This window comes from Pseudomonas sp. B20(2017) (assembly GCF_002113125.1).
Taxonomy (GTDB): domain Bacteria; phylum Pseudomonadota; class Gammaproteobacteria; order Pseudomonadales; family Pseudomonadaceae; genus Aquipseudomonas.
The window spans coordinates 81,861-95,917 of the sequence record NZ_NEJP01000011.1 but is presented as its reverse complement, the minus strand read 5'-3'; the positions used below and the strand labels follow the sequence as shown (position 1 = coordinate 95,917).

The 14,057-nt window shown below is 61.9% G+C and carries 13 protein-coding genes and 1 pseudogene; 5 read left to right on the top strand and 9 right to left on the bottom strand.

The features are described 5' to 3' along the window. The first annotated feature begins 130 nt into the window (after positions 1-130). Positions 131-1,126: a diaminopimelate epimerase gene (locus tag CAF63_RS17220; protein ID WP_085686688.1), complete on the top strand. Its 996-nt coding sequence runs from the start codon at positions 131-133 to the stop codon at positions 1,124-1,126. 10 nt (positions 1,127-1,136) lie between these two features. Here CAF63_RS17220 and CAF63_RS17215 read toward each other — a convergent pair whose 3' ends face one another. From CAF63_RS17215 to CAF63_RS17185, 7 genes are all read right to left on the bottom strand, one after another. Further along, a complete protein-coding gene (locus tag CAF63_RS17215) occupies positions 1,137-2,702 on the bottom strand; it encodes a glucan 1,4-alpha-maltotetraohydrolase domain-containing protein (RefSeq protein ID WP_085686686.1) in 1,566 nt (521 codons plus the stop codon). A 141-nt stretch (positions 2,703-2,843) separates the two neighbouring features. Beyond that, positions 2,844-3,500, bottom strand: a complete 657-nt coding sequence (locus tag CAF63_RS17210) for a carboxymuconolactone decarboxylase family protein (RefSeq protein ID WP_085686684.1) — start codon at positions 3,498-3,500, stop codon at positions 2,844-2,846. Positions 3,501-3,614: 114 nt separating this feature from the next. Continuing rightward, positions 3,615-4,850, bottom strand: coding sequence for a cytosine deaminase (gene codA, locus CAF63_RS17205; RefSeq protein ID WP_085686682.1), 1,236 nt, complete (start codon positions 4,848-4,850; stop codon positions 3,615-3,617). A 13-nt stretch (positions 4,851-4,863) separates the two neighbouring features. Then, positions 4,864-6,135, bottom strand: a complete 1,272-nt coding sequence (codB, locus tag CAF63_RS17200) for a cytosine permease (protein ID WP_085686680.1) — start codon at positions 6,133-6,135, stop codon at positions 4,864-4,866. A 241-nt stretch (positions 6,136-6,376) separates the two neighbouring features. Then, a complete protein-coding gene (locus CAF63_RS17195) occupies positions 6,377-7,189 on the bottom strand; it encodes an alpha/beta fold hydrolase (RefSeq protein WP_085686678.1) in 813 nt (270 codons plus the stop codon). Between the two features lie 210 nt (positions 7,190-7,399). Next, positions 7,400-7,756 (bottom strand): 6-carboxytetrahydropterin synthase QueD, encoded by a 357-nt coding sequence (gene queD / locus CAF63_RS17190; protein WP_007955941.1) that lies wholly within the window; start codon positions 7,754-7,756, stop codon positions 7,400-7,402. Positions 7,757-7,842: 86 nt separating this feature from the next. Continuing rightward, positions 7,843-8,922 (bottom strand): hypothetical protein, encoded by a 1,080-nt coding sequence (locus CAF63_RS17185; RefSeq protein WP_085686676.1) that lies wholly within the window; start codon positions 8,920-8,922, stop codon positions 7,843-7,845. 145 nt (positions 8,923-9,067) lie between these two features. On the opposite strand from CAF63_RS17185, the gene CAF63_RS17180 reads away from it, so the two are divergent. From CAF63_RS17180 to CAF63_RS17165, 4 genes are read left to right on the top strand one after another with little or no spacing between them, the layout of a single operon-like run. After that, on the top strand, positions 9,068-9,376 hold the full coding sequence (locus CAF63_RS17180; RefSeq protein ID WP_085686673.1) for a PepSY domain-containing protein: 309 nt from the start codon (positions 9,068-9,070) through the stop codon (positions 9,374-9,376). Further along, complete coding sequence (locus CAF63_RS17175; protein WP_011335106.1) at positions 9,376-9,687, top strand: PepSY domain-containing protein; 312 nt, start codon at positions 9,376-9,378, stop codon at positions 9,685-9,687. Before CAF63_RS17180 ends, CAF63_RS17175 begins: the two co-directional genes overlap by 1 nt. A 3-nt stretch (positions 9,688-9,690) precedes the next feature. Next, a complete protein-coding gene (locus tag CAF63_RS17170) occupies positions 9,691-10,359 on the top strand; it encodes a response regulator transcription factor (protein ID WP_011335105.1) in 669 nt (222 codons plus the stop codon). After that, the gene (locus CAF63_RS17165) at positions 10,356-11,669 is read left to right on the top strand and encodes a sensor histidine kinase (RefSeq protein ID WP_085686671.1); all 1,314 of its coding nucleotides are present in this window, start codon (positions 10,356-10,358) and stop codon (positions 11,667-11,669) included. Before CAF63_RS17170 ends, CAF63_RS17165 begins: the two co-directional genes overlap by 4 nt. Positions 11,670-11,798: 129 nt before the next feature. Here the strand turns inward: CAF63_RS17165 and CAF63_RS29310 are convergent, their stop codons facing one another. Together CAF63_RS29310 and CAF63_RS29305 are read right to left on the bottom strand one after the other, a co-directional pair. Then, the gene (locus CAF63_RS29310) at positions 11,799-12,554 is read right to left on the bottom strand and encodes a methyl-accepting chemotaxis protein (RefSeq protein WP_371807414.1); all 756 of its coding nucleotides are present in this window, start codon (positions 12,552-12,554) and stop codon (positions 11,799-11,801) included. A gap of 102 nt (positions 12,555-12,656) precedes the next feature. Continuing rightward, positions 12,657-12,803, bottom strand: a pseudogene (locus CAF63_RS29305) (HAMP domain-containing protein); the annotation flags it as partial. Positions 12,804-14,057 lie beyond the last annotated feature (1,254 nt).

Genomic DNA, 14,057 nt, shown 5'->3' with positions numbered 1-14,057 from the left:
CTGCTCGCGATAGCGTCGTGTCAGTCGAACTTTCATTGACTGATACACCGCCATCGCGAGCAAGCTCGCTCCCACAGGGAATTGCGTTTTACAGTGACGCCTTTGGCAACTTGAAACCGAGGGGCGGTTCATGACGCAGTTCTACGATGCACGGGGCAATATCTACGGAGTGATTTCACCGCAGGCGCTGAGAGACTCGGGAATCGATTTGCCCGCCAGTGCCACGCAGTGTGCCTTGTCTCGACTGGCGTGGAGCCGCGCCGCGATTGCCTTGTGCTGCGATTGGCCCGAAGGCCGGCGCCCCGCGGGCAGCAAGTCCCACCGCAGCGATGGCCTGTTGATCGGCCCGTTTCAATCCTCGCCACCCTTTGACCTGCTGATCGTCAACACCGACGGCACGCTGGCCGAGCGCAGCGGCAACGGCCTGACGATTTTCTCCCAGTCGTTGCTAGAACAGGGGCTGATGCCGCAGGAGGGTGCGACGCTGCGGGTGCATCACGATAAACAGGACGCGCAATCGCCAGTGCCAACCTCGGTGAAACCAGCGCAAGTGGCGGACGTTCAAGGCTTCTGGCTGGACCTCGGCCAGCCCGGTTTCGGCCCGTCAGCGGTCGGTGCGCTCGGCGTTGAGCCGGTGCCATTCAACGGTGCGGAGGTCAGCCGTGTTCGACCGCTGGAGCAACTCGATCCCGCCTGGGCGCACAGCCAGTTCGTGCGTATCGGCAATCCACATTGCGTGACGCTGGTGCAGGATGAAGCCGCATTGCCAAGCAACGCGCAGATGCTTGAATCGCCGCTGATGGACAGTCTGACCGCCATCGCCTTCGCCATGCCCACCGGCGCCGGCCAACCGTGCCTGGCCGGGGTCAACCTGCAATGGGCGATGCGCGCCGGCGATCAACGCATTGTGGCGCGGGTGTTCGAACGGGGTGAGGGGCCAACCGCCTCATCCGGCACCAGCGCCAGTGCGGTGGCGAGCGCTGCGTGGCGGGTGGGCTGGGTGTCGACGGGAGAAGTGCAGGTGGTAATGCCTGGCGGTACGGCGCCGATCCTGCTGGAGGAACGCGATGGAGAACTGACTGGCGTGCGCCTGTTCGGCACCGCAATGCCCGACGAAGATAGTTGAAACCCCGAGATCAGAAGCGCCCGACAGTGTCGTTCACGGCACCGCTGGTGAATGCGTTATTCGCGCCGGCCTGCCAATACACCGCTGTCGGAGCCTGGCCACGCACGATGCACTTCCACTCGAGCTTTTGCTGACCTGGCACCTCGACGGTTGTGCTCCAGCGGTTGTTGTTCAGCGTCAGCGCTATCGCATGTTGTGGGTCCCACGCCCCGAACTCAAGCGATGAACCCACCGCATAGACGCTTTCGCCCGGTTGCGGATTGGCGTTGTCGCAATGCACGTTGACTGCCACGGTCGCAGGTTCGACAGGGCCGCTCCAGATCCGGATATCGCCGTTGTCCCAGCTCAAGGTCGGCGTGCCCAACCCCTGCGGCAACTGCTGCAGATCGGACTTCAGCGCTATGACCAACGTCCCGCTCACGCCCGACGTGGTTGCAACCAGCCCCGAATAAAAGGTGTTGAAGCGAATCGGCGAATCCGCGCGGATACCGGCGCCCTTGCGCAGTTTGATCAATTGCCGGATCAATTGATCGCGCTGCCAGACGTACATGTGCGGCCAGTACACGGTCGGTGTACCGGGGCTGCTGAGAATGTAGGCGTAAGCCAGATTGACCAGTAGATCGGGCAGCGCCCAGTGATGTTGGCCGCCGTAGGCGCCAGGCGAGTAACCGGTGTCGTGGTTGTCGACGAAGGTCACGGCGATTGCGCGCCAGGCAGGATCCGGATTGCCATTCAAACCGTGGCGCCACTCGGCGAGCGAGCCGTTCTGCATGCGCTCCTTGAGAGCAAAATCGAACACCGTGCAGTGCGAGCGATCCGACCAGTCCTTGAGCACATCCTGCCAGCTCGCGTTGCGTCGCCAGTCACCCTGCGGGTATTCGTTTGGGCCTTTCCAGTTTTCGCCGACACAGAATTGCTGGTTGCCGAAGGCGTTCATCCAGCGATCCACGGTTTCCGGTGCGTAGCCACGGACGAAGTCAAAGCGCAGACCCTGAGCCCCGTAGTTGTCGCGCAGATTGATGAATTCTTTTTTGAAGGCGTCGAAGACTGTCGGATTGGCAGTGTTCAGGTCGGCTGCGCCATCCATGAACGGGTCACCTTCATCACAGTGCATGCAGTCCTGCCGCCATTCGTTGGTCCCTTGCGGGAACATCGAATAGACCGCTTTATCGCTCATGTGATTGGGCACGACGTCGTAGACGACTTTCACGCCCGCGTTGTTGAGCGCCAGCACTGCTTGTTTGAGTTGCTGATCGCTGCCGTAACGGCCGTTCTTGTCGAAGCTGTTCCAGAAGTAACCTTCACCGCCGCCGGCAGCCGTGGGCGTATTCCACTGCGAGGAATCGGTCCATGGCGGCGGCATCCAGATCAGGGTGAATCCGTCTTTGCCAATGGTCGTCGCCTGTTGCGCAAGTACCGAATACCAAGGTGTTTGATTGCGGCTTGAGTTCCAGTGAAAGCCTTGCAACAGGATTTCTTCACCGCTGCCGTTGCGAACGCCAGCCATCGCCGCTGCCGTTGTGGCGATCATCAGGCAGACAGCGAAGCTCAGGCGAAATGGTGAAGTCCCTTTCATGATCGTCCCCCCGGGAACGATGGATCCCTTGGGGCGTACTGTGGGCCGGTTCGCTGCGCTTGTCGCCTGTCAGATCTGACAGGGCGACACTATCGTTTTGCGATAATGGCGCCCCAATCCATAACCAGGAAATCGCGTGTTTCACTGAACCCTGAAAAGTTTCACCGCTACCACGGCATCAGCCTCCACCGTCAGATGCAGCAGGGCTCGCGGTTCGGTTTCCGAATCTCTGAAGCATTCGACGATGACAGCTTGAGCTGCACAGGCTTGTACCGTCAGCCGGTTCGCCTCGCGTAACTGGCGTTTCACTGCAGCACTTATCGGAATGGGTGAATGGCCCTCGCGAACTGCTGCGCAAAACTTCAGAGTGATTTCTCTTGGCGTGGACGGTGGCGGTGATGCCAGTCCTGCTTCCTCGAACAGACGATTGAGCTGTTCCGCTGCGCTGACGGCTCGCGGGAAACCTGCAAAAGCCGAAGCTTGTAGCAGCACTTCAGTCATTTCACCGGGCGCCAGGCCTGACGCCAGCCCTGTCTTGAGATGGACGCTCAGCGGCGGTCCAACCATGCCCGAAGCAATGATTGCGGCGAACGACACCGCTTCGCGCAATCGTGGATCAAGGCCGGGTCGCGAGTGCAAATGCCCGTACACCACGCCAACCGCCAGTTCGCCTAATGCAGGGGCAGTGTGAAACAAGGCGTCGAGCCGGGCACCGCCGTCGGGCACCAGATCGACAAACGCATGACGGCCTTCGCGGTACAGCGTGGCCACTGGATCGGAAGAAGGTTTTTGTTTCATGTCGCGTCCTCACGGATAAATGAGGATGGCAGCGGAGCAACTACGCGCGAACTACGGCATGACAGGGCGTCCATCGAGAGAAGTCGGCGCCGTTGCGACGCCGACTTCTACACCTTAGACGAACTCCACCACCGGCATCTGCCGTTTCATCAGCACCTTGCCGTTGCGGATCGAATACAGCGGCAGGCCCTGGCTGCGGATCACTTCGTAATCGCTGTCCGCCGAGAGGATCAGCAGGTTGGCCGGGCGGCCCTGTGCCAGGCCGTAGCGTTCACCGAGGTGCATGGCTTTGGCGCTGTTGTCGGTCACCAGATCCAGCGCGCTCTGCAGGTTGCGGTAGCCGAGCATGTGGCAGATATGTAGCCCGGCTTCGAGCACCCGCAGGATGTTGCCGTTGCCCAGCGGATACCACGGATCGACGATCGAGTCCTGACCGAAGCAGACGTTCATGCCGGCTTCGAGCAGCTCGTTGACGCGAGTCACGCCCCGGCGTTTCGGGAAGTTGTCGAAGCGTCCTTGCAGGTGAATGCTTTCGGTCGGGCAGGAGACAAAACTGATCCCCGAATGCCCGAGCAGACGGAACAGTTTGGCGCAGTAGGCGTTGTCGTAGGAGCCCATCGCGGTGGTGTGGCTGGCGGTCACGAGCGCGCCCATGTCGCGGCTGCGAGCCTCTTCGGCCAGCACCTCGAGGAAGCGCGAATGCGGGTCGTCGGTTTCGTCGCAGTGCACGTCCACCAGACAGCCGGTGCGCTCGGCCAGGTCCATCAGGAATTTCACCGAGCTGACGCCCTGATCGCGGGTGTACTCGAAATGCGGAATCCCGCCGACCACGTCCGCGCCCATGCGGATCGCTTCTTCCATCAGCTCGCGCCCGTTGCGGAATGACTCGATGCCTTCCTGGGGGAACGCGACGATTTGCAGGTCGATCAGGTGACGGCTTTCTTCGCGCACTTCGAGCATCGCTTTGAGCGCAGTGAGTTGCGGGTCGGTGACGTCGACGTGGGTGCGCACGTGCTGGATGCCGTGGGCGGCGAGGGTCTGAATGGTTTTCTTCGCCCGGGTCTTGGTGTCTTCCTGGGTGATGGTGACCTTGCGCTCGCCCCAGCACTCGATGCCTTCGAACAGCGTGCCGCTCATGTTCCAGCGCGGCTCGCCGGCGGTCAGGGTGGCGTCGAGGTGAATGTGCGGCTCGACGAAGGGCGGCACCACCAGATTGCCGCCGGCGTCGAGGTCGTCGGGGCCCAGGGTCGGCGCTTCGGTCTGGCGCGCGATGCTGCGGATCAGGCCGTCTTCGAGGTGCAATTCGTGCAGACCTTCCTGGTTGCGCAGTCGGGCGTTGATGATGTGCATCGGGCGAATCCTTTTATAGATCTTGTAGAGGGGCGGCCGCGTTGCGGGCGCCGAGCAGGTCGGTCACTGCGATATACGTTAACGCGGCAACGGCGATGCCGACCAGCGGCGCGACCCACGGCGAGCCGAACGCCGCGACCGTCCCGGCCGCGTAAGCCGCGAGCCCCGGCCAGTTGAACGCCGGTAACCGTGCGTCGGCCAGACGCGGATAACGCCCGCGCCAGCGGAAGAAAAAGTCCGCCATGATCACGCCGCCAATCGGCGGGATCACCGTGCCGAGCAGGATCAGATACGGCACCAGCATGTCGTACATGCCCAGCAGTGCGAGCGCCGTGCCGATCACTGCACCGGCCAGGGTCACGGTCTTGCGGCGCCCGGTGCGCAGCAGGTTGCAACCGGCGACGGCGAAGTTGTAGATGGTGTTGTCCTGGGTGCTCCAGATGTTCAGCAACAGCATCGCCATCGCCGCCATGGCGAAGCCTTGCAACAGCAATACTTCAACAACATCGGGCTGCTGATAGACGATTGCGCCATAGGCGCCGATCAGCACCATCAGGCCGTTGCCGATGAAAAAGCCGATCAGGCTGGCCAGCACCGCGACCCGTGCCGAGCGGGAAAAACGCGTCCAGTTGGTGGCTTGGGTCGCGCCGCTGACGAAGGTGCCGAACACCAGCGTGATGGCAGTCGACCAGTCCAGCGAACCGCTGGGTACGACGCTGAGCAATCCGTCGAGGCCGCCGACTTTCACGGTCGCGACCCACATCGACAGCATCAGCAGCAACATCATCGCCGGCACCGCGATGTACGACAGAATCTCCAGCCCGCGATAACCGACATACGCCGTGGCGCAGAACACCAGGCCGAACAGCACCATCAGCCCCAGCACCGTGCCTTCGTTCAGATCGAAATACTTGCCCAGCACTACCGCCGCCGTCGCGGTGCCCCAGGCGTACCAGCCGATCTGGGTGAAGCCGAGGATCAGGTCGCTGAGCTTGCTGCCGACTTCGCCAAAACAGAAGCGCCCCATCAGCACCGAATTCAGCCCGCTCTTGAAGGCGATGTAACCCAGTCCTGCGGCGTACACGCCAAGCAGCAGGTTGCCGATGACGATCACGGCGAGCAACTCGCCAAAGTTGAACGCCACGCCGAGCTTGCCGCCGGCAAACATGGTCGCGGTGAAAAAGGTGAAGCCGAGCAGCACCATCGCCGTGGAGGCCAGGCCTTTGCGCGCGTGCATCGGCACTTCGCTGAGGGGGTAATCGTTGCCGGGATCGTTTTGCGTCATGGGGCGTTCCTTGCTGGAAAGGGGAGGACGCGGGGGATGTTGCAGCGGTCGTGCCAGTCACGGATTGACGGGGTTATGTATAGACGAGGTGGCGGATTTGGCGCGAAAGCGGTGCGCCTGCACCCACCAAAGCACAATGTGGGAGCCAGCCTGCTGGCGAGGGCGGTGTGTCAAACAACGCAAACGTTGAATGTGCCGGCCCTGTCGCCAGCAGGCTGGCTCCCACGGGTTGTGTTTCGGTTCACAGGAAGCGCAGCAGAGCAGCGACGATGGCTTCAGGCGCATCCTCCTGCACCAGATGCCCGGCGTTCGGGATCGGGTGAAACTGCGATCCGGGAATCAGCTTGTGCAACTCGCGCCCGCGTTCAATGGGAATCCACTGATCCTCTTCGCCCCAGAGAATCTGCACCGGGCAGCGGATCGTCGGGTACAGCGGCTGCGCCTCCAGCGTGTAGCGCTGATCCATCTGCGCGATTTGCCGGTAGAACGCCGCTTGCCCCGGATCACCCAGCCACGGCTGCACGTAGGGCGCCAGTTCATCATCGGGAATATCCCGGTGAATCGCCCCGCGAATGTAGGCCGGCACGATGGCGCGCTGGATGTAATCCGGCAGGCCGCTGAACGCCGCTTCATGCTGGCGCACGTGCTGCACGAACGGTGAACCCCACGGGGTCAGCGCCACCGGGTCGATCAGGGTCAGGCTGCGGTAATCCTTGCCGTTGAGCAGATGAGCGCGCAGCACGGTGGCACCGCCGAAGTCGTGGGCGACCACGTCCGGGCGTTGCAGATTCCAGTGATCCAGTAACCGCACGAGCAATTCGTTTTGCACGCCGAGGGAGACATCGGCGTCCGGTTGCTCGGATCGGCCGTAGCCCAGCAGGTCGAAGTAATGCACCCGGTGCGTGGCGAAAAAGTGCGGCGCGATGCGGTGCCACACGTAGGAAGAGAAGGGCGTGCCGTGCACGAACACCAGCGGCGGGCCGTCGCCGCGCACTCCGTGGCGAATCTGTCGTCCGTTGAAATCAAAGACCTGATCCAGCAGCCAGTCCGTCATGGGCCTGTCCTCTTGGCGGTTTCGAGCCAAAAAGCATAGGCGTAAAAAAACAGCCTCGGGGGCTGTTTATTCAAACACTGAGGCGCCTTCTATCCCTGTGGGAGCGAGCTTGCTCGCGAAGGCGCCGTGTCAGGCAACATTTGCTTCACTGGTAAACCGCTATCGCGAGCAAGCTCGCTCCCACAGGGCTTTCAGCGACTTCCGGGCTGGTTATTCGCCGCGATAGATGCAACCGCTGGTGCAGGTCTCGTGGATGCGGATCGCACTGAGTTCCGGCAGCAGGGGCTTCAATTCATTCCAGATGAATTTGGCCAGCACTTCGCTGGTCGGGTTCTCGAGGCCCGGAATGTCGTTCAGGTAGTTGTGATCCAGACGCTCGTACAGCGGCTTGAAAATCGCCTTGATCTCGGAGAAGTCACGGATCCAGCCGGTGTGCGGATCGAGGTCGCCGCTCAGGTGAATCGCCACTTTGAACGAGTGACCGTGCAGGCGTCCGCACTTGTGGCCGTCCGGTACGTGGGGCAGGCGGTGGGCGGATTCGAAGGTGAACTCTTTGAAAATTTCCACAGTGATTTCAGCTCTGTTCAGATGGCGTTCGCCGCAGCGAATTCGGGCAGGCGGCGAGTTTACCAGCTTGTCCAGGGCTGTGCTGACTAAAGGGTCAGCAAGCGCTCGGCGAGGCGACCATTGGCAGTCAGTTCGAGGAATTCGTCGCCCAGCCGTCGGCTCTCGTCCATCGCCGCGCGCCAGTATTTCTGCCGGCTCGGCGCATCGCCCATGAAGCGCTTGAAGTCGTTACGGTCGGGGAGTTTGCCGTAGGGCAGGCGTGCCAGGTAGTCCTTGGATGGCGCGAGCAATAGCACATCCTGCAGGCGCTCGGTCGAGGCTTTGCGCCAAGGCAGAGTCTTGTCGAACCAGCCCGGAATCACCCGATCGGTGAAGTGCGGATAGAGCACGATGCCGTCGCCGCTGTAGGGCAGGTCGAGGTGATAGTCGAGCAAACCGCCGTCGCGGAACGTGCCGGCACCGGCGCCCGGCAGGTCGCGCACGCCTTCCATGACCATCGGGATCGAACCGGACGCCAGCAGCGCCTGACGCAGGTTGCCGGCATCAAGGGCAACGAAGCGCGACGGGAAATCATTCAGCGCATGCACCGGCGGCGCCAGGCGCGGGTCGTGGATAATCAGCCGTTCGAAGTGCCGCGACAGCCGCGCGCGACCCCGCAGGTTGTCGGCGATCACCGAACCCAGCGCCAGCCCGAGCCGGCCGCGATGATCGTCGGCCAACCGCCCGTGGCTTTTGACCACCATGATGTTCAAGCGGTAATGAGCGTTGTCGAGCAGTACTGCATCGCGACCGTCGAGCAGGTCGTCGAGCATGCGCTGCGAACTGCGGCTGACTTCACCGATGGTCACGCCCTTGTTGAAGTTCTGCTCGGTGTACAGATGACCGAGGCGACGGATGCCTTCGGCGGCGTCCGGCAGACAGGCGCTGGCGAAGCGCCACGACCCCACCGATGCACCGATCAGCGAACGCTCCCGCGGTGCCGCCGGCAGCCACTCGCCGAACAACGCCAGATCCAGCCCCTGAATCCCCAGCGCCTTCGGCCCACCGGCAGCGCCGGGCAGGGTGCCGACGTCGGCGGCGTTCAGGCCTTGGGCACGAATGCGCGCCATGGCCCGGGGGCCGGCCTTGAGGGTCAGGGAAGGGAACTTGATGTGAATGGCGGTCATACCGGTCTCGATCGTTAGCAAGCGAAGATTATAAGCACATGTTGCTATGGCTGCAGAAGCAGACCCAATGATGGCAATTCAGTTTCAGTTAAGTTCGCACCGTTATGGTGCTGGCCGTAGCGACACACAAAAACACGGAGACACCATGAAAACCCTGACTGCCCTGACCCTTGCCTCGATCATCGGCCTCACCGCCGGCACCGTTCACGCCCGCGATCTCGGCCCGGATGAAGCCCTGCGCCTGCGCGACGCTGGTACTATCGTCTCCTTCGAGAAGCTCAACGCCACCGCGTTGGCCAGACACCCGGGTTCTACGATCACCGACACCGAGCTGGAAGAACAGTACGGCAAGTACATCTACCAGATCGAACTGCGTGATCCGCAGGGCCTGGAATGGGATCTGGAACTGGACGCGGTGAGCGGGCAAGTGCTCAAGGATCATCAGGATACGTAATGAAGGTGAATGTTCGCGCCACTCGCTGTACGGCATTGGCGCTGGTGATGTTTTGCTCGACGGCCATGGCCCGCGACCTGGGTCCCGACGAAGCCCTCAATCTGCGCAAGCAGGGCGTGATCCTGCCGCTGGAGCAGGTATTGCAGCAGGCGATGGACCGTTATCCCGGCGCGAAACTGCTGGAAGTCGAGCTGGAAGAGAAACACGACGTCTACATTTATGAAGTCGAGTTGCTGACCGTCGAAGGCGTGGCCCGTGAGCTGCACCTGAAGGCCGACACCGGCGAACTCGTGAAAGACAAGGAAGATTGACCGATGCGCTTGCTTCTGGTGGAAGACCACGTACCGCTGGCCGACGAATTGCTCGCCGGCCTGCAACGCCAAGGCTACGCGGTGGACTGGCTGGCGGACGGGCGCGATGCGGTCTATCAGGGCAGCAGCGAGCCCTACGACCTGATCGTCCTCGACCTCGGTCTGCCCGGCGTGCCGGGGCTTGAGGTGCTGGCGCAATGGCGCGCCGGCGGTCTGACGATTCCGGTGCTGATTCTTACCGCCCGCGATTCCTGGGCCGAGCGCATCGAAGGCCTGAAGGCCGGTGCCGACGATTACCTGACCAAACCCTTCCACCCGGAAGAACTGTATTTGCGCATTCAGTCGCTGCTGCGTCGCTCCAAAGGCCAGGCCAACCAGCCGACGCTCAAGGCCGCCGGGCTGCACCTGGACGAGGGCCGCCAGTGTGTCGTGCGTGACGGCGCCGATATTCAACTGACTGCCGCCGAGTTTCGTTTGCTGCGCTATTTCATGCTGCACCCGGAGCAGATCCTCTCCAAGAGCCACCTCGCCGAACACCTCTACGACGGTGAAACCGAGCGCGATTCCAACGTGCTTGAAGTCCACGTCAATCACCTGCGGCGCAAGCTCGGCAAGAGCGTGATCGAAACCCGTCGCGGTCAGGGTTATCTGTTTGGCGGACAGGCTTCGTGAGATCGATCCAGCGCCGTTTGAGCCTGGGGTTGATCAGTGTGCTGGTGGTCGTCGGCGTGCTGCTGGCGCAAACCAGTCTGTGGCTGTTCGAGGCGGGTTTGCAGCGCTATCTCGAAGCCGGGTTACGCAACGACAGCGAGAGCCTGCTGGTGGCATTGGTTCGTGGTCCGCAAGGCTTGCAACTGGACGAGCGACACTTGTCGCCGGCTTATCTGCGGCCGTTTTCCGGGCATTACTTCCGCATCGACTTCGCGGAAAGCCACTGGCGTTCCCGATCCTTGTGGGATCAGGATTTGCCGCTGCTCGAACGACCCGGTTTGCACAGCAACCTGCAATTGGGGCCGGACGGCCAGCAGTTGCTGGTATTGCGTTCGGACTATCGACGGCTTGGTCAGTCGATTTCCATCAGCGTGGCTCAGGATTACACGCCGGTGCGCGAGAGCTTCCAGCGCATGCGGCAGATCGGCCTCGGCCTCGGCCTGGCCGGTTTATTGCTGATTCTGATTCTGCAACGGCTCACGGTGCGTCGTGCTTTGCGTCCGCTGGAAAGAGCCCGTGAACAGATCGCCCAACTGCAGCAAGGTCAGCGTTCGCAACTCGACGAACAGGTGCCGGAAGAGTTGGAACCGCTGGTGGCGCAGATCAACCATTTGCTGGCGCACACCGAAGACAGCCTCAAGCGTTCACGCAATGCCTTGGGCAATCTCGGGCACGCGCTGAAAACCCCGCTGGCGGTGTTGTTGAGTCTGGCGTCGAGTGAACGACTCGACGCGCATCCAGAGTTGCGCAAGATCCTCAAGGAACAACTGGAACAGGTCCAGCAACGGCTGAATCGCGAGCTCAACCGTGCACGCCTGTCCGGCGATGCGCTCCCGGGGGCGCTGTTCGATTGTGATGCAGAGCTGCCGGGCCTGCTGTCGACGTTGAACATGATCCATGGCGAACATCTGGAACTGAGTTACGTCTCTCCACCCGGCCTGCAATTGCCGTGGGATCGTGAAGACCTGCTGGAACTGCTCGGCAACCTGCTGGACAACGCTTGTAAATGGGCCGATGCCGAGGTGCGTCTGAGCGTGGTCGAGTCAGCTGAAGATTTTGTGTTGAGCGTGGAAGATGACGGGCCGGGGATTCCCGAGGCTCAGCGCGATCAGGTGTTCAGTCGCGGGACGCGGCTGGATGAACAGACCCAGGGGCATGGGTTGGGTCTGGGAATAGTGCGGGATATCGTCGAAGCGTGGGGCGGGGTGTTGGTGTTGGGCGAGAGCGAATGGGGCGGGTTGAAGGTAGAGATTCAACTGCCTCGGCGCTAATCCTTAGCACAATGAAAATCTACCCTGTGGGAGCGAGCTTGCTCGCGAAGGTGCATGTCCGTCACTATTTTTGTATCTGACAGATCGCTTTCGCGAGCAAGCTCGCTCCCACAAAAGTTACGGTGGTTTTTAAACCCGGAACTGATCCATCAAACTCTGCTGCTGATTCGCCAGGCTATTGAGCGACTGACTCACCCGCGCCGATTCATTCGCCTGCCCCGACAGCGATTCCGTCACATCACGAATCGTCGCCACGTTGTTGTTGATCTCTTCGGCCACCGCGCTCTGCTCTTCGGCAGCGCTGGCGATCTGCAGGTTCATATCGCTGATCACCGTCACTGCATCGCCGATCTGGCGCAGCGCCGTCACGGCCTGGCCGACCTGCTCGACGCTGCCCTGAGCCTGACGATGGCTGTTGCCCATCGAGCCGACCACGTCCTGAGTGCCGTTCTGCAGTTGCTCGATCACCTGGCGGGTTTCCTCCACCGACTCTTGAGTGCGGCGGGCGAGGTTGCGCACTTCGTCAGCAACCACCGCAAAACCGCGTCCGGCCTCACCGGCACGGGCGGCTTCGATGGCAGCGTTGAGGGCCAGCAGGTTGGTCTGCTCGGCGATGGCGCGGATGGTTTCCAGCACGGTGCCGATCTTCTCGCTGTTGGCGGCCAGGCCTTCGACCTGCACCATCGCTGCGCTCATGTCGGCGGCGAGGGTGTCGATGCTGGCGGTGGTGCGGTCGATCACGGTCAGGCCCTGACGCGTGGCGCGGTCGGCATCCTTGGCGGCTTCGGCAGCCTGAGCGGCGCTGCGGGCGACGTCCTGGGCGGTGGCGCTCATTTCGTGGGACGCGGTGGCGACCTGATCGACCTGACGGTATTGCTGCTCCATGCCGGCGCTGGTCTGGGTCGCAATCGCCGAAGACTGGTCGGCGGTGTTGCGCGCATCCTGCACCGAGCGTTTCACCTCGGCGATGATCGGTTGCAGCTTGTCGAGGAAGCGGTTGAACCAGCCGGCCAACTGGCCGAGTTCATCTTTCTTGTCGTAGGCCAGACGCCGTGTCAGGTCGCCTTCGCCGCTGGCGATGTCTTCCAGCATGTGGGCCACGCCGAGTATCGGTTTGGTCACGCTGCGTGCCATCAGCCACACCAGCAACAGCCCGATCAGCGCGGCGATTACGCCCAGGCTCAGTTCGATCAGGGTGCCCGACGTGTTGCTGGCATCCAGTTGCTGCTTGAGCGCTTCGGCGCGTTCTACCAAGACTTTTTCCGGCACATCGAGCAGCACGCCCCACGACGGGCCGCCAGGAATCGGCTGGAACGGCGACAGCACTTTCAACTGCGCGTTGCTGTGCAGGCTGCTGACAGTTTTGCTTGAAGCGAGCAGACGCAGCAGTTCGGCGCCGCTGGCGGTGTCCACGGCATCCAGACGCTGGCTGAGTTTATTGGCGTCCGGGCTGTAACCGGCAAGCAGGCCGGCGGGGCTGACGATGCTCACGGCAGTCTGGCCGTCGTAGAGCTTTTTGCTGGCGCTCTGGCTGATTGCTTGCAGGCTGTTGAGGTTGATGTCCACCGACAGCGAGGCGATGACTTTGCCGTTGACCATCAGCGGGAACACGATGCTGGTCATCAGCACCTTTTGCCCGTCGATCACATAAAAGTAGGGTTCGATCACGCACGGCTTGAGCGTGGTGCGCGGGCAGGTGAACCAGGCGTTGGCGGCCTGGCCGCTGGGGCCGGTGCTGGTGTCGGCCATGTCGCTTTCCGGCAGCGCCATCGAGGTCACTTTGCCCGGGGTCGGCTGCGACCAGTACAGCGCGAAGCGGCCCTTGTCGTTGCTGCCCAGTTCAGCCTGGCCAGCAAACAGTTCGTCCTTGCCGTCCAGCGCGTTGGCTTCGAACACCAGCGACAGGCCGAGCAGATCCGGGTTGGCCTGCAGCGCCGATTTCACCTGACGGGTCATGTCCTCGCGCAGGTCGAAGGCATCGAGGAAGCGCTTCTCGGCCTGTTCGCGCAGGAACAGCACCTGACGCGAAAAACCGTGGCCATATTGATAGGCGTCCATGAACTGCTGGCGAATGCCCGCCGCCTGGACTTCGCCCTGGGATTCGATGCGGGCCTGGGCCGACTCGGTGAGCATTTCCATGCTCGAAGCTTTCACCAGTTCGGAACTGTGCTCCATGCGATACAGCGAAAGACCCACCAACAGGGTCACGATACCGGCCAGGCAGAGCCCGGCGAGCAGGGTGATTTTCCATTGGATGGAAAGTTGTCTGAGTGACATGGAAACGTCCTTATTCGATAAATATCTGAGACTTTGCACTGTAGCGGCCGCGTTTCAGCTTTCTTTATGGCGCAAAGGCAATATGGCGAATTGACGCATGTTGTGGCGGAT

Bases quoted from the DNA above. Each gene is read 5' to 3' on its own strand.
- CAF63_RS29310 (WP_371807414.1), bottom strand. From the start codon at position 12,554: ATGGAGCAGCAATACCGTCAGGTCGATCAGGTCGCCACCGCGTCCCAC.
- CAF63_RS17175 (WP_011335106.1), top strand. From the start codon at position 9,376: ATGAAGGTGAATGTTCGCGCCACTCGCTGTACGGCATTGGCGCTGGTG.
- codA (WP_085686682.1), bottom strand. From the start codon at position 4,850: ATGCACATCATCAACGCCCGACTGCGCAACCAGGAAGGTCTGCACGAA.
- CAF63_RS17195 (WP_085686678.1), bottom strand. From the start codon at position 7,189: ATGACGGACTGGCTGCTGGATCAGGTCTTTGATTTCAACGGACGACAG.
- CAF63_RS17185 (WP_085686676.1), bottom strand. From the start codon at position 8,922: ATGACCGCCATTCACATCAAGTTCCCTTCCCTGACCCTCAAGGCCGGC.
- CAF63_RS17215 (WP_085686686.1), bottom strand. From the start codon at position 2,702: ATGAAAGGGACTTCACCATTTCGCCTGAGCTTCGCTGTCTGCCTGATG.
- CAF63_RS17180 (WP_085686673.1), top strand. From the start codon at position 9,068: ATGAAAACCCTGACTGCCCTGACCCTTGCCTCGATCATCGGCCTCACC.
- CAF63_RS17210 (WP_085686684.1), bottom strand. From the start codon at position 3,500: ATGAAACAAAAACCTTCTTCCGATCCAGTGGCCACGCTGTACCGCGAA.
- CAF63_RS17170 (WP_011335105.1), top strand. From the start codon at position 9,691: ATGCGCTTGCTTCTGGTGGAAGACCACGTACCGCTGGCCGACGAATTG.
- CAF63_RS17220 (WP_085686688.1), top strand. From the start codon at position 131: ATGACGCAGTTCTACGATGCACGGGGCAATATCTACGGAGTGATTTCA.
- codB (WP_085686680.1), bottom strand. From the start codon at position 6,135: ATGACGCAAAACGATCCCGGCAACGATTACCCCCTCAGCGAAGTGCCG.